The following is a 19,946-nucleotide window of genomic DNA, read 5'->3' as shown; positions in this document are numbered from 1 at the left end:
CTAAATCATGCTGTGGCTGAGTGAAATCAGCTGTAATTTTTAAATGTGTATTCTGCTGCAAGCAAAACAATACACATTAAGTATTACATAATGTTAATCAAATTATTTACTTTAGATTCCTGAACAACCAACACACAAATGAAAAAAAATACGTTACTGATCTTATCAATGTTAATAGGACATCTATTATATGCCCAGAAAAAGCCCAATATCATTGTTATTGTTTCAGACGATCATGCCTTTCAAGCCATCAGTGCTTATGGAAACAAATTGGTTAAAACACCAAATATCGATAGAATAGCTAAAGAAGGAGCAGTATTTAACAAGGCTTATGTGACCAATTCTATTTGTGGACCAAGCAGAGCGGTGATATTAACAGGTAAATACAGTCATAAAAATGGGTTTAAAGATAATGAAACCTCAAAATTTGACCATAGTCAGGATAATTTCGCGAAACATTTACAAGCAGGAGGCTATCAGACAGCCTGGGTAGGGAAAATACACCTTAGTGGAAAACCTCAGGGTTTTGATTTTTATAGTTTGTTGCCCGAGCAGGGGCAATATTATAATCCCGATTTCATTGGAATGGACGGGAAAGTGATCAGGAAAGAAGGATATGTGACCAATTTAATAGAAGATGCCTCCGAGCAATGGCTGGATTCCAGAGACTTATCTAAGCCGTTTTGTCTGGTGATTGGCCATAAGGCAACTCATAGGACCTGGCTTCCGGATACCACTGATATGGGTAGATATGATAGCGTTAAATTTCCTTTACCAGCCAATTTTTACGATGATTATAAGAACAGAGCTGCTGCAAATGTGCAAGATATGACTATTGATAAAACCATGGCTATGGGATATGATTTGAAAATGCTTTCGAATGTGAAAAATGGAGATGGAACTGTTAACCGTATGAATGTTGCTCAGAAAGCAAAGTTTGATTCCTATTATAAGCCAATTGAAGCTGATTTAAACAAAAAGAAATTATCGGGTAAAGCGTTAGTAGAATGGAAATACGAACGGTATATGAGAGATTACATGAGTACGGCGGCATCACTGGACAGGAATATTGGGAGGACCTTAGCTTACCTTGATAAACACAATCTAACTGAAAATACTATTGTAATCTACCTTTCAGATCAGGGCTTTTATATGGGAGAGCATGGGTGGTTTGATAAACGATTTATGTACGAAGAGTCTTTTAGAACGCCAATGGTGATGCGGTATCCAAGTGTGATAAAGCCTGGTACTAAATCAAATGATATGGTGATGAATCTTGATTTGGCACCTACAATTTTGCAAGCTGCAGGTTTAACTGTTCCTGCTGATTTTCAAGGAGAATCAATGCTTCCGCTATTTAAAGATAAAAATGCAAAAAGGAGAGATGCCATGTTCTATCACTATTATGAAAATGGAGAACACTCTGTGTCACCTCATTTTGGTGTAAGCACGAAGAGATATAAACTCATACGTTTTTATAAAAGAGTAGAGGGTTGGGAGCTTTATGATCTACAGAAAGATCCTTCAGAAATGAATAATATTTTTGGTAAAAAAGGATATGAAAAAATAACAGATGAATTAAAGGCAAAATTAAATAACCTGATTGCTCAATATCAGGATGAAGAAGCTAAGGAAATACTTAAATACGCAACACATTAAGTTATTGTTGACAACATCCGGCGGCCTGAATTTTATGAGTAAGCAGTAAAACTCTGTGCTGATATCATGAACTAAAATAGCTAATTTTGGTGCATGACTGACTCCAATTATAGCATTGAAAATATTGCAGGTATTTTACAGGCAAAATTATTTGTACAGAATCAGCCTGCACTGATTAGCAAGCTGGTAATTGACAGCAGAAGTGTAATAGATCCTGAGGAGTCTTTGTTTTTTGCGCTAAGTGGAAAACGGGACGGTCATTATTATATAGATCATGCTTATTCAAACGGCATTAGAAATTTCGTAGTTAGTGATGAAAATTACACGAGAACCTATTCTGACGCAAATGTAATTTTAATTGACGATGTGTTATCTGCACTTCAGATATTGTCCGGATATAATCGCAAGTATTATCATCTGCCTGTTTTAGCGATTACAGGTAGCAATGGTAAAACAATTGTTAAAGAATGGCTTTACCAATTGCTTGCAGCTGATTATAATATTGTAAGGAGTCCTAAAAGCTTTAATTCGCAGATCGGGGTACCGTTATCGGTCTGGCAAATAAATGAAATGCATACCCTTGGTATATTTGAAGCAGGGATATCCAGGGAGGGAGAAATGGATGCTTTAGCTGAAATCATAGCGCCAACAATAGGGATATTGACAAATATAGGTGAGGCCCATGCAGAAGGATTTTCATCACATACGGAGAAGCTACTGGAGAAGTTGAAGCTTTTTAAGGAAACAGAGTTGTTTATATACTCTCCTGAATATACAGCCGGATTAGATGAAAATGAATTGCCCGGAAAGACCAGGTTTTCCTGGAGTACGAAACAAAAGGCTGACCTGCAAGTTTTATTCGTAGAACCTATTGATGGTAGAAATTATATCAGAGCACTATATAAAGGTGAAGAGATTGAATGTCTGATTCCATTCAGTGACAATGCTTCTTTGGAAAATGGCATCATTTGCTGGGCAACGTTACTAGCCATGGGATACACTGCTGCGCAGGCAGATGCCAATCTGGAAAAACTAACGCTGGTGAGCATGAGATTGGAGTTAAAAAACGGTATAAACCAATGCTCTGTCATCGATGACTCTTATAGTGCAGATATTTCATCACTGGCTATTGCTCTTGATTTTTTAAATCTTCAAAACCAACATCCTAAGAGAACGCTGATACTATCAGATTTGTATGAAACCGGTAAACCAGATGAAGTACTGTATGCTGAAATAGCGGCTTTATTGAAGCAAAAGAATGTCAACAGAATCATAGGTATAGGTACCCATATTTCGGCATGCAGTGAAGCGTTTGAAATAGAATCTGTATTTTATGAAAATACTCAATCCTTTATAGATAATTTTCCTTCCGTTCATTTCAGTAATGAAACCATTTTAGTCAAGGGTGCCAGAAGGTTTGAGTTTGGAAGAATTAGTAAATTGATTGTTCAGAAAATACATGATACGGTATTGGAAATAGATCTCAATGCACTAGCCGGGAACCTGCAATTTTATCGCAATAAATTAAGACCTGGTGTTAAGGTAATGGCTATGGTCAAAGCATTTTCTTACGGAAGCGGTAGTTTTGAAATTGCGAACTTGCTACAATATCACAAAGTAGATTATTTGGCTGTTGCATATACAGATGAAGGGATTTCTTTAAGAAAATCAGGAATATCCATCCCCATTATGGTCATGAGTCCTGAGCCTTCTGCTTTTGATGCTATAATAAAACATAACCTGGAACCCGAAATCTATAACCTGGATATACTTCGAAGTTTTACCACATTCCTTGGAGAAAATGAACGCAATTATCCGGTGCATTTAAAAATAGATACAGGTATGCATCGATTGGGTTTTGAGGAACCTGATCTGAAAGACCTGCTTCTTTTGCTGAATGAATCAGATAAAGTTAAAGTTGTTTCTGTTTTCTCTCATCTTGTGGGCAGTGAAGATGAAGTTCATGATGAATTCACTACGCATCAGCTATCCAGGTTTACTGCTATTGCCGATGAAATAAGTCGGGGATTGGATTACACTTTCATCAGGCATATTTCCAATACTTCCGGAATCAGCAGGCATCCCGAAGCTCAATTCGACATGGTGAGGATTGGAATCGGATTATATGGTTTTGACGGAGGATTAAAAAATAATAGAGGATTACAAACTGTTGCAGTGTTGAAAACTACGATCACCCAGTTAAAACACGTTAAACCTAATGAAACTGTGGGATACAGCAGAAAAGGGATGCTTAGCGAAGGGGGAACAATAGCAACTGTGAAAATTGGTTATGCAGATGGATATAACCGGAAGTTTGGAAATGGAAATGGTAAGATGCTTATTAAAGGTAAACTGGTGCCAACAGTCGGTGTAATTTGCATGGATATGTGTATGATCGACGTAACAGGCTTAGATGTTAAGACCGGGGATGAAGTTATTGTTTTTAATGGTGAATTGACTATTGCAGAGTTGGCCAGACAAATTGAAACTATTCCTTATGAAATACTCACCAATATATCTCAAAGAGTGAAAAGGGTATATTTTTACGAATAGTCTTTATTTTACCTAAGTTTGCATTATGAATAGAATTGGCAGGGCCTTATTAAATTACCTGATCAAAGGTTTACTAATTGTGCTTCCTATCGCACTAAGTGTTTTTATTGTGGTATGGGCTGTAACTACGGTAGACAGCTGGTTGAATATCAACAATATACTTGGGGTAGATCCTCGTACTGGTGCAAGTAGAAATATTCCGGGACTTGGACTTGGGCTTGTCATTTCAATCATATTGGTGGCTGGGATATTTGTAACCAATTTCGTTACAGAGCCGATGTACAACTGGTTTCAAAAGATAATGGATAGGCTGCCAATACTGAAATTTATCTACTCCTCAATTAAAGATCTGACTGAAGCATTTGTTGGTGATGAGAAGAAGTTTAACAATCCGGTGTTGGTCGATGTTGAAGGGGATTTAAAACGCATAGGTTTCCTGACACAGGGCGATTTGGCATCTATTGGTCTGCCAGGTGAGTCTATTGTGTATTTTCCTTTTTCATACTCTTTTGCCGGACAGGTATATGTGGTCAAAAATGAAAAAATTAAACCTTTGAAGATGAGTGCCCCTGAAGCGATGAAGCTTGTGGTGTCAGGAGGCGTTAGTCATATCTAGAAATTTGGTTTTAATACATACTTATCATAGAACCTGAAGATATGTTCTGTAGCTTCTTCTGCAGTATCGACTAATCTGAAAAGGTTTAAATCCTCTTCATGGATGTTATGTTCTTTTTTAAGCATGGTGCTGGTAATCCAGTCAATTAACCCACTCCAGTAATCCTTTCCTACAAGTACGATAGGGAAACGTGCGATTTTCCCTGTTTGAATTAAGGTAATGGCCTCAAAGAGTTCATCCATAGTGCCCATTCCACCAGGTAAAACAATAAAGCCCTGGGAATATTTCATAAACATTACTTTTCTAATGAAGAAGTAATCAAATTCCAGTAATTTGTTGTGGTCTATATATTTGTTATGAAACTGTTCAAAAGGGAGTTCTATGTTTAATCCTACGGACTTGCCGCCATTCATATGTGCTCCTTTGTTTCCAGCCTCCATAATACCCGGGCCACCTCCGGTTATTACGCCATATCCTCTTTCTGTCAACAGGCGTCCACATTCTACTGCTATATCATAATATGGATTGGTTTCTGCAGTTCTGGCTGATCCGAATATGGATACGCAAGGGCCAATTTTTGCCAGCTTTTCAAAACCATCAACAAATTCAGCCATTATTTTGAAGATTTGCCAGGAGTCTGTTACTTTAATTTCCTGCCAGTTTTTATTTTCAAATGCACTTCTTATTTTCTCTTCACTTGTCATTCTATAGGTATTAAATGTATTAAAACTTTGTTTGCTGATCAGTCTTTTTACTGATCAATAATAATCCAATAAAGGTAATCAACCCATTCACAAGAATAAGTTCTACACTAAAAGTATAGCCTCCAAATAAAGAAGCAGAGTTTGCATTCAGGTAATAGCAAATTGCAGGGGATATGATACATATAAACGGTACAAGCTTATCATGTAGCCCCCTGTTTCTGACAAACAGACCGAAACTGTACAAACCCAGCAATGGGCCATAAGTGTATGATGCCACCTTGAAAATTCCTTTTACTACTGATTCATCATTGAATGCATTAAAGATGATGATCACCAGAAACATCAGGATAGAAAAAGCAACATGTACTGTATGTCTTTTATTTACGGATTCCTTTGAATTTTGGTTGTCTCCCTTATTCATTTGTAAAAAGTCTACACAAAATGAGGTAGTCAATGCTGTCAAAGCCGAATCAGTGGTAGCAAATGTGGCTGCAGTAAGGCCCAGCATAAATATGATTGCGGGAACAACTGTCAAATGATTGAACGCGATTTCAGGGAAAAGGAAGTCAGTTCTTGGCTTGCCTGTAATATGATCTAAAGGTATTTCTATTCCATTTTTAGAAGCATATACATATAGCAAAGCTCCTACGCTCAAAAAGAAGATATTTAGAATAACAAAAATACCTGTAAAGGTAAACATGTTCTTTTGTGCCTCACCAATAGTTTTCATACTCAGGTTCTTCTGCATTAAGTCTTGATCTAGTCCGGTCATTGCAATCGTAACAAATACTCCGCCAATGAAGGCCTTGGTGAAATGGAATCCATTGGTGAGAAAGTCTTCAAAGAAGAAAACCTTGGAATAACCACTGTTCTTGATGGTTTCAAAAGCTTGGGGAATGTCCAGATTCAGACTGCTGCAAATGAAATACAATGTCAAAAATACAGAGAGTACCAAAAAGAAAGTCTGCAGCGTATCTGTAATGATGATGGTTTTGAGCCCCCCTTTAAATGTATATGACCATATTAATAACAATGAGATCAATACTGTAACCCAGAAAGGGATACCATAGCTATCAAAAATAAAACGTTGGAGTACGATTACAACCAGATAAAGTCTGAATGCAGAACCTATTGTACGGCTGATTAGAAAGATAGAGGCAGCAGTTTTGTAACTGTAGTGACCCAAACGTTGTTCTATATAGCTATAAATGGAAGTCAGGTTCATTCTATAGTATAGGGGGAGTAGTACCGTGGCAATAATAATAAAGCCGACCGCATTTCCAAGGATGAACTGAAAATATTGAAATTGATTCCCTGCAGGTGCTCCAACTTCACCCGGTACTGAAATGAATGTTACCCCTGAGAGCGCAGTTCCTATCATTCCAAATGCAACCAGATACCACTTGGAATTTCTGTTGGCTATAAAAAATGTAGAATTGTCCGATGACTTCTTTGATGTCGCAAAAGCGATAGCAATGAGCAATAAAAAGTAACCGATTAAGAAAGATAAGAGTATAGCTGGACTCATGTTAATTATTTTGTTAAGATTCTAAATGTAAGAAACCGCTATGAGTTTATGCTCAAAAAAGATAAAATTATCTAAGTTTGTAAGATGAACTTTTCTTCTAAATTGCTTGAAGATGCTGTCAACGAATTTTCGAAGTTGCCCGGTGTTGGTCAAAAGACAGCTTTGCGGTTGGTACTGCACTTATTAAATAAGGAGCAGGAGGAAGTGGAGCATTTTGGAAATGCTATTGTGAGACTTAGGAAGGAAATTAAGCATTGCAGTGTTTGCCATAATATTTCAGATAATCACATTTGTGAAATTTGTACGGCAAGTAAACGTGATAAAGAAGTGATTTGTGTAGTGGAAGATACCAGGGATGTAATGGCAGTGGAAAATACCTCGCAATATTTTGGTGTTTATCATGTTCTGGGCGGACTGATCTCTCCTATGGATGGGATAGGCCCATCTGACCTGTATATAGATTCATTGGTACAAAGGGTTGCTACAACTCCTGTAAAAGAAATTATATTAGCGCTTAGTGCTACTATGGAAGGAGATACTACGCTTTTTTATCTTTATAAACGACTAAAGGATTTTCAAATTCCAATCACTACTATAGCCAGGGGAATTGCGTTCGGGGGTGAACTTGAATATGCTGATGAAATTACGCTGGGGAGGTCTATCGTTACGAGAGTTCCCTATGAAAACTCATTAATAAAATAAGAATGGATTTTAAGAATAAAGTAGTCATCATTACAGGTGCGTCTTCTGGGATCGGCAAATCTTGTGCAGAAGAGTTTGCAAAACGTGGTGCTAATCTTGTACTTGCTGCGAGGCAGTATGTAACATTATGCGAAATTACTTCAGATCTTGAAAAAAATTATGGAATAAAAGCTGTTGCTGTTCAGACTGATGTAAGTAAGGAATCTGATTGTGAGCAATTGGTAAAACAGGCACTGGTTACTTTTAACCGCATTGATATTTTGGTTAATAATGCGGGGCTTTCTATGAGAGCTTTGTTTAATGAGCTGGATCTTTCCGTGCTCAAAAATCTGATGGATGTAAATTTTTGGGGAACAGTATATTGTACAAAATATGCACTACCGGAAATTATTAAAAGCAATGGAAGTGTGGTTGGTATCTCTTCTATTGCCGGTTATCGTGGCTTACCTGGACGGACAGGTTATTCAGCATCAAAATTTGCGATGAATGGTTTTATGGAATCCTTACGTACCGAGTTGCTAAAAACTGGAGTGCATGTGATGGTTGCCTGTCCTGGTTTTACAACATCAAATATCAGAGTGGCTGCATTATCAAAGGATGGTGCCTCTCATGGTGAAACAAGTATGGAAGAAGGTAAAATGATGAGTTCTGAAGAAGTTGCGGTCCGGATTGTCGATGGTATTGCAGCCAGAAAACGTACATTGATCATGACTGGGCAGGGTAAATTAACTGTGTGGATTAATAAATTATTGCCCGCATTGGCTGACAAGCTGGTTTTTAATCATTTTACCAAGGAAAAAAATGCATTGATCAAATAATATTTGTAATAAAATTTCATTTTTTAGTAGAAACATTTGCTGTTTTGCAAAAACAATTCCCATATTTGTTGCAATGATTTTAACAAACGGACTTAATAACTGGTGGTGGCACAACGCAATTGCGTAGTGTAACCCCGTTTTGGACGTTTTATTTTATATAGAAAATATAATGAGGGTTGCTTAAAGCAGCCCTTTTTTGTTTTATAACCTTTTTAATTATTTGTTTGAAAAGCTAAACAGCATGAAGAAGATATTAAATCATTTATTTGAAAACAAAACCTTTAGCCGTACGGAAGCCCAGAAGATCTTGACTTCTATTGCTTTGGGAGAATTCAATACCTCACAGGTAGCTGCTTTTATTACGGCTTATGGCATGCGCAATATTACTGTAGCTGAATTGCAGGGTTTTCGTGATGCCATGCTTGATCTTTGCATAAAACTTGATTTTTCTGATTACGAACTGGTAGATCTTTGCGGTACGGGAGGTGATGGAAAAGATACTTTTAATATCTCAACACTTGCTTCTTTTGTAGTAGCAGGAGCGGGTTATAAAGTAGCTAAGCATGGTAATTATGGTGTGTCCTCAGGTTGTGGATCTTCAAACGTAATGGAATACTTGGGCTATACTTTTACTAATGATCAGGATACATTGAAACGTAGCCTTGACTCGGCAGGAATATGTTTCATTCATGCCCCTTTATTTAATCCCGCTATGAAAACTGTAGCGCCAATACGTAAAGAATTGGGTGTGAAAACGTTTTTCAATATGCTGGGTCCGATGGTAAATCCAGCCCAACCTAAAAATCAGATTGTAGGAGTGTTTAGCTTAGAGCTGGCGCGGTTATATGCCTATTTATATCAGGATACTGATAAGAACTATACCATATTACATGCTGTGGATGGCTTTGATGAGGTATCTCTGACCTGTGATTTTAAAACCTTTAGTAAAAGAGGGGAGGCATTGGTAAGTGTAGCTGATCTGGGTTTCTCTGAAATAGACGAGCAGGCCATAAAAGGTGGTGATACTGTAGAGTCTTCAGCAGAAATATTTATAAATGTTATCCACGGAAGCGGTACTGATGCACAACAAAATGTGGTATTATGTAATGCAGCATTAGCCATACAAACCATTGATAGCACCAAGTCCTTTTCAGATTGTTTCTATGAAGCAGAAGAATCCTTGTTAAGTAAAAATGCGTTAGGCAGTTTTAATAAATTAACAAATAGATCATGACAACTAAACTCAAAATATGCGGAATGAAAATTCCTGAAAATATCATGGCTGTTGCTGCGCTACAACCGGATTATTTAGGTTTCATATTCTTTAGGGAATCTAAGAGGTTTATAGAAGGATTGACACCTTCTTTTGTTAGTGGATTGCCCGCAGGGATAAAAAAAACCGGTGTATTTGTTAACGAAGAATTGAATCGGATCGCGGAATTGGCTGTTTTGTATGGTTTGCAAACCATACAATTACACGGCGATGAGCCACCAAAATATTGCATGGCGCTTAGAGGATTGCTGGCTGATACAGGTATTGAATTGGTTAAGGCTTTTGGAATAGATGAGCATTTTGATTTTCATAAGCTTGATGGCTACGCAAATATAGTTGACTACTTTTTGTTTGATACACAGACATCTGGTCATGGAGGATCGGGTACGACATTCAACTGGGCTCTTCTTGAAAAATTTAAGCTGAATAAACCGTATTTTTTGAGTGGGGGAATCGGTTTAGATCAGGTTGAACAACTAAAAGAAATAAAAGATGAGCGCTTATATGCTATAGATGTCAATAGTAGATTTGAACTGGCGCCAGGACTAAAAGATGTAGATAAATTGATTGATTTTAAAACTAAACTATGAGTTATTTTGTAAACGAAAAAGGGTATTATGGAGATTTTGGCGGAGCATATATTCCTGAGATGTTATATCCTAATGTAGAGGAACTGAGAGAGAATTATCTTAAAATAATTGAAGATGAAGATTTTAAAAAGGAATTTCATCAATTGTTAAAGGATTACGTTGGCAGGCCTTCTCCACTATATTTGGCAAAACGTCTTTCTCAAAAATACAACGCCAATATATTTTTAAAGCGCGAAGACTTAAATCATACTGGAGCACATAAAATCAATAATACGATTGGACAAATTTTATTGGCAGAACGATTAGGTAAAAAACGGATTATAGCCGAAACAGGTGCTGGTCAGCATGGTGTAGCAACTGCCACAGTATGTGCTTTGAGAGGTTTGGAGTGTGTGGTGTATATGGGAGAGGTAGACATTAAACGTCAGGCACCAAATGTAGCCAGGATGAAGATGCTCGGTGCTAAGGTAGTGCCCGCAACTTCCGGTAGTAAGACTTTAAAAGATGCGACGAATGAGGCGATGCGAGACTGGATTAATAATCCTGTTGATACACATTACATCATCGGTTCCGTAGTAGGTCCACATCCTTATCCCGATATGGTGGCAATTTTTCAATCAATTATTTCGGAGGAGACGAAAAAGCAGTTGATTGAACAAACCGGTAATGATCAGCCTGATTATGTTCTCGCTTGTGTAGGTGGCGGTAGCAATGCGATGGGTATGTTCTATCATTTTATAGACGATGAAAAAGTTAAATTGATCGCTGTGGAAGCCGGAGGTAAAGGAGTAGACAGTGGATTCTCTGCTGCAACGACAGCTCTGGGAAAAGAAGGAGTATTACACGGTAGCAGAAGTATACTGATGCAGACTCATGATGGACAGGTTGTAGAGCCACATTCAGTTTCTGCAGGTTTGGATTATCCAGGAATAGGTCCACAGCATGCTCACTTATTTAAAACAGGGAGGGGAAGTTATGTCTCTATTACCGATGATGAATCTTTACAGGCCGGACTTTTACTTACGCAGATGGAAGGAATCATTCCCGCTATCGAAAGTGCACATGCATTAGCTTACCTTGAAAAAATGACGTTTAAAGGTGGGGAGAATGTAGTGATTTGTTTATCCGGAAGAGGAGATAAGGACATGGATACTTACATGAAGTACTTTAATTTATAATGAAGTCGATTTTAACTATGAGCAGAATAACAGAACTCTTTGAGGCAAAGAAAAATATACTATCAATATACTATACCGCAGGTTATCCGAATTTGGGGGACACAGTGTCCATTGCAGAAGAATTGGAGAGATCTGGAGCAGATCTATTGGAAATAGGGTTTCCTTATTCCGATCCCGTAGCAGACGGGCCTATAATTCAGGCAAGTAGTAAAGATGCTTTGGATAATGGCATGGATTTGAAATTACTGTTCGAACAGTTAAAAGACTTGCGCAAAACAGTCAGCATCCCTGTACTTTTAATGGGCTACGTAAATCCAATGCTTCAATTTGGCGTAGAGAATTTTTGTGCAGCTTGTGCTGAAGTTGGAGTAGATGGCTGTATTGTTCCGGATTTGCCAATGATTGAATATGAAGAGTTGTATGAGCCGATTTTTACCAAGCATGGATTAAGTAATATTTTTCTAATTACTCCGCAGACATCTCCTCAGCGTATTCAGAAAATTGATGGCTTGAGCAATGGGTTTATTTATCTTCTTTCTTCATCTGCGACGACAGGGCAAAATTTGGAGGTTTCCGACACTACCGAAGCATATTTCTCAAGAATTGCAGCGCTTAAACTCAACAATCCCACTATGATTGGCTTTGGCATCAGCAGTAAAGAGACTTTTGATAAAGCTTGTCAATATGCAAATGGAGCAATTATAGGCAGCGCATTTGTTAAAAGCCTTGATGCAAAAAATGTGAAGCAAAGTGTTCAGCAATTTATGAAGAAATTCAAGGTTTAACGGTTTTTCGAATTGACTTCAGGTAAATAAAACCAGCAAGGCCAGATATAACCGAGGCGCATAGTATTGCAAACTTTGCTTCGGTTATATGCATTTTATCATCAAAAGAAAGCAATGCTATGAAAATAGACATAGTAAAGCCTATGCCGGCTAGCATACCGAGTCCTATAATATGCTTCCATCCAGATCCTGAAGGTAGGGTGCCCAACTTAAATTTTACTGCCAGCCAGGAAAATAATGTTACCCCAATTGCCTTACCGGCGAACAGACCGGCTATGATGCCCAGGCCCAAAGGAGAGCTCAACCCGCCGATCATTTCTTTCTGAAATGTAATATTGGTGTTTGCTAAAGCAAAGAGGGGCATGATAAAATAATTGACAGGCCCATTTAGCAGATGTTCCAGTTTTTCAAGCGGCGATGGTGCATTTGAAATATTGGTGGGGATAGTTAATGCCAATAAGACGCCAGCTATGGTCGCATGAATTCCCGAATGATGTATGAGATACCATAATAAAATTCCAGGAATCAGATAAAAGTAAAGTGATTTTACATTGAAAAAGTTTAGGGCAACAAGGAAAGCTGTCACTCCGCCCGCCATTAGCAGGTAGTTGAGATTAACTTCATTGGTGTAGAAAACTGCAATTACCAAAATAGCCCCCAGATCATCAACAATAGCTAATGCGGCTAAAAAAATCTTTAAAGATGACGGAACACTTCTACCAAGCATGGCAATGATTGCCAATGCAAACGCAATGTCGGTGGCCATGGGAATACCCCATCCTGAAACAGTAGCAGCGTCTTTGTTCAGAAGAAAGTAAATAAATGCAGGGATTAACATCCCTCCCAGAGCTGCTACGACAGGTAGGGTGGCTTTTTTTAAAGAAGACAATTCTCCCTCCACAAGTTCTCTTTTTATTTCCAGGCCTACCAATAAAAAGAAAATGGCCATTAAAGCGTCATTTATCCAGGCTGAAATGGTATAAGGTGTGCCAAAATCACGTGTAAGAAAAGAGCTAAAACCAGAAGCAAACCCTGAATTGGCTATGATCAATGATATAGCAACACAAACCATGAGTAAAATTCCGCCTATCTGACCCGATCTGAAAAATTCCTTAAATGCTTGTAAATTCATTTGCTATCCAATAAAATTTTCCAAATCTCCCTTTCCCTGACGAATAATCTCGAAGTCTCCGGAAGTACAGTCCACGACAGTAGATGGCTCATTGTCGCCAAAACCTCCATCAATGATAATATCTACTGTGTCTTCATATTTCTCATGAATAAGCTCGGGATCTGTTGAGTATTCTATCACATCATCATCATCATGGATAGAGGTTGAAAGTATGGGATTGCCCAACTGCATTACAATTTCTCTGGCAATATTATTATCAGGTACCCTGATACCTACGGTTTTTTTATTGGAACTAAGTAATTTAGGTACGTTATTGTTTGCATTGAGGATAAAAGTAAAGGGACCAGGGAGTGCTTTTTTGAGTACCCTGAATACAGTAGTGTCAATGGGCTTTATAAAATCTGATATGTGCCTCAGATCAGAACATATAAACGAAAAGTTAGCCTTTTCAGGCTTTATTCCTCTTAGCCGGCAAATTTTCTCTATAGCTTTCTGATTAGTAATATCACAGCCAAGGCCATACACCGTATCGGTAGGATATATAATGATTCCTCCTTTTTTTAGTATTTCTACAACCTGCTCGATTGCTTTAGGATTTGGGTTCTCCGGATAGATTTTAATAAGCATGTTTAAAATTACACAAATCTTATAATGAAATCCGATAAATATTGCTCAATTGGCATGTTTTTTAGTAAATTGATAGATATGAGAAAAGCATTTATCGCAATTGCAGCGTTTTTAGTAGCACTTACAATTATGTTAGGTCTTACTTATTCTCCACTATGGTGGATAGCTATTTTTACTGGTCCCATTGTGCTTTTAGGTATTTATGATCTTTATCAGCCTAAGCATAGTATAGTGCGGAATTATCCGGTAGTGGGTAGGCTAAGGTACTTTATGGAAGATCTCAGGCCGAAAGTTTATCAGTATTTCGTAGAAAGTGACACCAATGGAAAGCCATTTAGCAGATTAAGCAGGTCACTGATCTATCAACGGGCTAAAATGGAAAATGATACCATTCCATTTGGTACACAACTCGACGTATATGAAAACGGATACGAGTGGCTGAGCCATAGTATTTCGGCAATCAGTCACCACGAATTGAATGAAAATCCTCGGGTGCTTGTTGGAGGTCCCGACTGTATAAAACCGTATTCGGCCAGTATTTATAACATCTCCGCGATGAGTTTTGGTTCTTTAAGTCAGAATGCTATTTTAGCTTTGAACGGGGGCGCTAAACTGGGGGATTTTGCGCATAATACAGGAGAAGGAGGGATTAGTGATTATCATTCTAGTCCTGGCGGCGATTTGATCTGGCAAATAGGAACCGGCTACTTTGGCTGTAGAAATCATGAAGATGGCTCATTTAATCCTGTCGCCTTCGCTGAAAGGTCAAAATCTGAACAGGTTAAAATGATTGAAATTAAATTATCTCAAGGAGCAAAACCTGGTCATGGCGGTATTTTACCTGCACGTAAGGTGACTCCCGAGATTGCGAGAATCAGGCTCGTTAAGGAAGGTTACGATGTGATTTCTCCACCCGCACATTCAGCTTTTAGCACTCCTATAGAATTGATGAGCTTCGTAAAGCAATTGAGAGAACTGTCAGGAGGAAAGCCAATTGGGATTAAACTTTGTATAGGACGAAGAAGTGAATTCATGGCAATTTGTAAAGCCATGGTAGAGACGGGTATTTATGTAGACTTTATCACTGTAGATGGTGGTGAAGGAGGAACAGGAGCTTCGCCACAGGAATTCTCAAACGCTGTGGGTATGCCTTTAAGGGAAGCGGTTGCATTTGTTTACGATGTGCTCAGCGGCTTTGATCTGAAAAAACATATCAAAATTATTGCTTCAGGAAAGGTAGCTTCAGGCTTTGATCTGGTAAAAAATATAGCTCTTGGAGCAGATTTGTGTAATTCCGCAAGAGGTATGATGTTTGCGCTGGGGTGTATACAAGCTTTGGAGTGTAACAGTAACACTTGTCCGACGGGCGTGGCTACTCAGGATCCTAGTTTAATGAAAGGGCTGGTAGTTGAGGATAAAAGAGTGCGTGTTTTTAATTTTCACCGGCTTACAGTAGCTAGCGCAGTTGAATTACTGGGCGCTGCAGGTCTTCGGCATCCGTATCAACTGACAAGAGCTTATATTAATAGAAGGATAGCTCCTAATGTGATGCAATCTTATCTGGAGAGTTTTCCTTATATTCCCGAAGGAAGCTTATTGAATACTCCATATCCTTTAAGATTTGAATTGGGAATGGCGCTTAGTGTATCTTCCAGTTTTATACCTACGGATTATAAAGTGTCGCTGGTCGACTATGCACATGCAAATTCCTACGCTGATGACTTAGATGAAAGTAAGAGTAAACCTTAGGGTATTTGTGTTTTAAAATACAAAGGCCGTAAGTTTGTCGCTTACGGCCTTTTTTATTGGGGTTAAATGTGAATTAAAATTCTGCATTTCTTGGAAAACGAGGGAAGGCTATTACATCCCGGATGTTAGTCATGCCGCTTACAAAAAGAACCAGACGTTCAAATCCTAATCCAAAGCCCGAGTGAGGTGCGGAACCAAATCGTCTTGTGTCGAGGAACCACCATAGTTCTTCCTGAGGGACATTCATGGCTTCCATTCTTGCTGTAAGTTTGTCCAGGCGTTCTTCCCTTTGAGATCCGCCTACTATTTCTCCAATTCCAGGGAAAAGGATATCCATAGCGGCAACAGTTTGTCTTCCTTGTGCATCGGGTTCATTCTGGCGCATATAGAAAGATTTGATGTCTGCAGGATAATCTGTAAGTATTACAGGTTTTTTAAAATGTTTTTCGACAAGATAACGCTCATGTTCTGATTGAAGATCTGCTCCCCATTCATCAATAAGATATTTAAATTGCTTTTTTTGATTCGGCTTAGATGATTTTAAGATAGCGATGGCCTCGGTATAAGTCAGGCGCTCAAAATCATTGCTTAGACAGAAGTTTAATTTATCAATAAGCGACAGTTCGCTTCGTTCGTTCTGAGGTTTTGATTTTTCTTCTTCCAGCAAACGGGCGTTTAAGAATTCAAGTTCCTCTTTGCAATTTTTTAATGCATAATCTATTACGTATTTCAGCATGTCTTCTGCAAGCTGCATATTGTCTTCCAGGTCAGCAAAAGCTACCTCTGGTTCAACCATCCAAAACTCAGCAAGGTGACGTGTCGTATTAGAATTTTCAGCTCTAAAAGTGGGGCCAAAAGTGTATATCTGGCCAAAAGCCATCGCTGCTAATTCGCCTTCCAGTTGTCCTGAAACTGTTAAGTTGGCCGAACGGGCGAAGAAATCTGCTGAATAGTCAACATTTCCATCTTCAGTACGAGGAGGATTGTCCAAGTCTAATGTAGTAACCTTAAACATTTCACCTGCTCCCTCAGCATCAGAAGCAGTAATGATAGGGGTGTGCATATATACAAAACCTCTCTCATTATAAAATTGGTGTATCGCGAAAGCTAAAGCATGTCTGACTTTAAAGACCGCATTAAAAGTGTTTGTTCGAAAACGAAGATGGGCGATCTCCCTTAAAAATTCTAAACTATGTTTTTTAGGCTGTAAAGGGAATTTCTCAGGATCACTGTCTCCCAATATTTCAATGGACTCGGCTTTAATGTCAACTCTTTGACCTTTTCCTAATGATTCAACTATAGTTCCTTTTACGGAAATTGCAGCGCCTGTAGTAAGTCTTTTAAGAATTTCTTCGGGCGTGTTATTAAAATCAACCACAATCTGGATATTTCCTAAGCAAGATCCATCATTTATAGCAATAAACTGATTGTTGCGAAATGTACGCACCCAGCCCATAACCGTTACTTCTCTGTTAAATTCGCTGGTCTCTAATAGACTTTTTACTTTTTCTCTTTTAATCATGATTTTATTGTGGAGAGCGTCAAAAATAAGGAATTTCATCAATAAATAGTAGATATGTTTATTTGGTTCTGTTTTTTGGTGTTTTCGTAATTTTTCATGGTTTATTTATTGTTTGTTTGGTTTTTTATTGATGTTTTTGAGTTTTTTGTTATTCTATTTGTTCTTTTTTTAATTTTACTAGCGGTACTTTTATGATTAACGTGATTAATTTCAAATTATTTATGTTATTTTAGTAGATTTTTACGTTATTTTTGATTATTTAGTCTTTTAAATGTGTTTTTTGTGTAATTTAATTATGTGTAACTCATTTTTTATATAAAATTTATCTTTTTTATTTAAAATTTAGTGTGTAATTAATAATAATACTTATATTTGTGATGCTCGTTTAATTTATATTTGGTTAGAGAGGCCTACAATTGGATAGTTGTAGGCCTCTTCTTGTTTAAAATCGCTTTTGATTTCGCCTGATAAATTCATTTATACGTATTATAAATAAAAAATCCCTGGTTATACAACATAACCAGGGATTTTATTGGATTGGAGATCAGTTTTACTCTACAATCAGGACGCCTTTCATCATTGAAAAGTGGCCAGGGAAAGAACAGATGAATTCGTATTTACCTTTTTCAGTGATTGTAAATTCAATAACATCTTCTTCACCACCGCCTAAAAGTTTTGTATGTGCTATAACTGAAGCTGCTTCAGATGCAGGAATATAGTCTGTTGCTTTTGCTTCCAATGCTTTAGCAGCATATGCTGCAGCGTCAGTGCCTGGTTTTAAGATAACTACGTTATGTCCCATTGCTTCTTTAGCAATTGTTCCGATATGCTTAAATGTAAGTTTAATAGGTTTTCCAGCTACAGCCTTCAATTCGTTAGTGCTAAACTTCATCTGATCGTTACCTGCCAATACAAGTTCGGTTGTGGTAACTTCTGGTGTAGTAGTTGTAGTAGTAGTAGTTGAATCAGTAGCGGTTTCTTTTTTTTGTTCACTATTGCATGAAACAATTGTAGTTGCAGCTAATAAGAAGGTCAGGACTTTGATTGATGTTTTCATTGTTGATTTTGTTTTATTTGTTATGTTAATGTTTGTCAATTTTCTTTTCCGTATATAGTGTGTATTATTTACACAAACGTGCGAACAAGGTAATGAAAATCACGCTTATTTACGGATATTAAATGTAGACTTTTTTTAATCTAATGTCAGTCAGTAATAATACACTATTTTTTATTCAGGGTAGAATAAAAAAAGCCGTCTTTATAGACGGCTCTTAAATATTTCGATAAAAACGTTGTCTTATGCCAATACCTTAGTCACTAAATCAGATGCATCTTGCAATGCGATAGCTGAATAAACTTTTAAACCTGATTCATCAATCAGCTTTTTAGCTTCTTCTGCATTTGTACCTTGTAAACGGCAAATGATTGGGACAGGTACATTGCCAATTTCATTGTAGGCGTCTATAACTCCTTGCGCAACGCGGTCACACCTAACAATACCTCCGAAAATATTGATCAGGATCGCTTTAACGTTAGGGTCTTTAAGGATGATATTGAAACCAGCTTTAACTGTTTGCGCATTTGCAGTACCACCTACATCAAGGAAATTAGCAGGCTCACCACCGGCAATTTTAATGATGTCCATAGTTGCCATAGCTAGACCAGCACCATTTACCATACAACCTACGTTTCCGTCAAGTTTTACATAGTTAAGGTTTGATTCACTTGCCTCTACGTCTGTAGGGTCTTCTTCTAGTTTATCACGCATAGCAGCATAGTCAGGATGACGGAACAATGCATTCTCATCAAGATCTACTTTTGCATCAACAGCAATGATTTTATCATCAGAAGTTTTTAGCACTGGATTAATCTCAAACATTGAAGAATCAGTGCTGTCATATGCTTTATAAAGGGCGGTAACGAATTTTACCATCTCTTTAAATGCTCCACCACTTAACCCTAAATTAAAAGCAATTTTGCGGGCCTGGAAGCCTTGAAGGCCAACTTTAGGATCTATTTCTTCTTTGAAAATCAAGTGTGGGGTATGTTCAGCCACTTCCTCAATGTCCATACCACCTTCGGTAGAATACATGATGATGTTTCTTCCATTTGAACGGTTTAACAGAACACTGATGTAGAATTCTTTGGTTTCTGAAGCTCCTGGATAATAAACATCCTGTGCTACTAAAATTTTATTCACTTTCTTTCCTTCCGGACCAGTTTGAGGAGTTACAAGCTGCATACCAAGTATAGCAGTAGCTCTTTCTTTAACCTCGTCAAGATTTTTGGCAAGTTTAACACCTCCACCTTTACCTCGTCCACCTGCGTGAATTTGGGCTTTAATCACAACCCAGTCAGAATTGTAATCAGTTTTCATTTTTTTAGCAGCTTCTACAGCCTGCTCAACCGTGTCGGCTACTACGCCTTCTTGTACGGCTACTCCAAAACTTTTAAGTATTTCTTTACCTTGATATTCGTGGATATTCATTTGCTGAAAAAATTTGTCCAAA

17 protein-coding genes are annotated in these 19,946 nt (G+C 37.9%); 10 read left to right on the top strand and 7 right to left on the bottom strand.

The window, feature by feature from the left end:
- Positions 1-138: 138 nt before the first annotated feature.
- From FA047_RS13255 to FA047_RS13245, 3 genes are all read left to right on the top strand, one after another.
- Entirely contained in the window at positions 139-1,659 is a 1,521-nt protein-coding gene (locus tag FA047_RS13255; RefSeq protein WP_136836539.1) for a sulfatase family protein, read from the top strand.
- Between the two features lie 93 nt (positions 1,660-1,752).
- Entirely contained in the window at positions 1,753-4,212 is a 2,460-nt protein-coding gene (locus FA047_RS13250) for a bifunctional UDP-N-acetylmuramoyl-tripeptide:D-alanyl-D-alanine ligase/alanine racemase (RefSeq protein ID WP_136836538.1), read from the top strand.
- A gap of 25 nt (positions 4,213-4,237) precedes the next feature.
- Positions 4,238-4,828 carry a DUF502 domain-containing protein gene (locus tag FA047_RS13245; protein ID WP_136836537.1) on the top strand — a complete coding sequence of 197 codons (591 nt, stop codon included), beginning with the start codon at positions 4,238-4,240 and terminating at the stop codon, positions 4,826-4,828.
- Here the strand turns inward: FA047_RS13245 and FA047_RS13240 are convergent.
- Entirely contained in the window at positions 4,825-5,532 is a 708-nt protein-coding gene (locus tag FA047_RS13240) for an LOG family protein (RefSeq protein ID WP_136836536.1), read from the bottom strand. The genes FA047_RS13245 and FA047_RS13240 overlap by 4 nt on opposite strands.
- Positions 5,533-5,551: 19 nt before the next feature.
- Complete coding sequence (locus FA047_RS13235; protein ID WP_136836535.1) at positions 5,552-7,060, bottom strand: sodium:solute symporter; 1,509 nt, start codon at positions 7,058-7,060, stop codon at positions 5,552-5,554.
- Positions 7,061-7,144: 84 nt separating this feature from the next.
- On the opposite strand from FA047_RS13235, the gene recR reads away from it, so the two are divergent.
- From recR to trpA, 6 genes are all read left to right on the top strand, one after another.
- Entirely contained in the window at positions 7,145-7,762 is a 618-nt protein-coding gene (gene recR / locus FA047_RS13230; protein ID WP_136836534.1) for a recombination mediator RecR, read from the top strand.
- Positions 7,763-7,764: 2 nt separating this feature from the next.
- Positions 7,765-8,580, top strand: a complete 816-nt coding sequence (locus FA047_RS13225) for an SDR family oxidoreductase (protein ID WP_136836533.1) — start codon at positions 7,765-7,767, stop codon at positions 8,578-8,580.
- A gap of 241 nt (positions 8,581-8,821) precedes the next feature.
- Positions 8,822-9,814 (top strand): anthranilate phosphoribosyltransferase, encoded by a 993-nt coding sequence (trpD, locus tag FA047_RS13220; RefSeq protein ID WP_136836532.1) that lies wholly within the window; start codon positions 8,822-8,824, stop codon positions 9,812-9,814.
- On the top strand, positions 9,811-10,443 hold the full coding sequence (locus FA047_RS13215; RefSeq protein ID WP_136836531.1) for a phosphoribosylanthranilate isomerase: 633 nt from the start codon (positions 9,811-9,813) through the stop codon (positions 10,441-10,443). Before trpD ends, FA047_RS13215 begins: the two co-directional genes overlap by 4 nt.
- Positions 10,440-11,621, top strand: a complete 1,182-nt coding sequence (trpB, locus tag FA047_RS13210; RefSeq protein ID WP_136836530.1) for a tryptophan synthase subunit beta — start codon at positions 10,440-10,442, stop codon at positions 11,619-11,621. The genes FA047_RS13215 and trpB overlap by 4 nt, the downstream gene beginning before the upstream one ends.
- Positions 11,622-11,638: 17 nt before the next feature.
- Positions 11,639-12,406 (top strand): tryptophan synthase subunit alpha, encoded by a 768-nt coding sequence (gene trpA, locus FA047_RS13205; protein ID WP_136836529.1) that lies wholly within the window; start codon positions 11,639-11,641, stop codon positions 12,404-12,406.
- Here the strand turns inward: trpA and nhaA are convergent.
- Together nhaA and FA047_RS13195 are read right to left on the bottom strand one after the other, a co-directional pair.
- Positions 12,396-13,538, bottom strand: coding sequence for a Na+/H+ antiporter NhaA (gene nhaA, locus FA047_RS13200; protein ID WP_136836528.1), 1,143 nt, complete (start codon positions 13,536-13,538; stop codon positions 12,396-12,398). The two genes, trpA and nhaA, sit on opposite strands and share 11 nt — an antisense overlap.
- Before the next feature lie 3 nt (positions 13,539-13,541).
- A complete protein-coding gene (locus tag FA047_RS13195; RefSeq protein WP_136836527.1) occupies positions 13,542-14,165 on the bottom strand; it encodes an L-threonylcarbamoyladenylate synthase in 624 nt (207 codons plus the stop codon).
- Positions 14,166-14,243: 78 nt separating this feature from the next.
- Between FA047_RS13195 and FA047_RS13190 the strand changes: the two genes are divergently transcribed.
- Positions 14,244-15,914, top strand: a complete 1,671-nt coding sequence (locus FA047_RS13190) for an FMN-binding glutamate synthase family protein (RefSeq protein ID WP_169304403.1) — start codon at positions 14,244-14,246, stop codon at positions 15,912-15,914.
- A gap of 73 nt (positions 15,915-15,987) precedes the next feature.
- Here the strand turns inward: FA047_RS13190 and asnS are convergent, their stop codons facing one another.
- The 3 genes from asnS to sucC all read right to left on the bottom strand — a co-directional run bounded on the left by asnS (position 15,988) and on the right by sucC (position 19,924).
- Positions 15,988-17,436 (bottom strand): asparagine--tRNA ligase, encoded by a 1,449-nt coding sequence (gene asnS / locus FA047_RS13185; RefSeq protein WP_136836525.1) that lies wholly within the window; start codon positions 17,434-17,436, stop codon positions 15,988-15,990.
- 550 nt (positions 17,437-17,986) lie between these two features.
- On the bottom strand, positions 17,987-18,493 hold the full coding sequence (locus FA047_RS13180; RefSeq protein ID WP_136836524.1) for a plastocyanin/azurin family copper-binding protein: 507 nt from the start codon (positions 18,491-18,493) through the stop codon (positions 17,987-17,989).
- A 240-nt stretch (positions 18,494-18,733) separates the two neighbouring features.
- The gene (gene sucC / locus FA047_RS13175) at positions 18,734-19,924 is read right to left on the bottom strand and encodes an ADP-forming succinate--CoA ligase subunit beta (RefSeq protein WP_136836523.1); all 1,191 of its coding nucleotides are present in this window, start codon (positions 19,922-19,924) and stop codon (positions 18,734-18,736) included.
- Positions 19,925-19,946 lie beyond the last annotated feature (22 nt).

Origin of the sequence: Pedobacter frigoris (assembly GCF_005116445.1) — a bacterium.
In the GTDB taxonomy this organism is placed as follows: domain Bacteria; phylum Bacteroidota; class Bacteroidia; order Sphingobacteriales; family Sphingobacteriaceae; genus Pedobacter; species Pedobacter frigoris.
The sequence above is the reverse complement of the archived record's forward strand: the minus strand, read 5'-3'. Positions and strand labels throughout refer to the sequence as shown.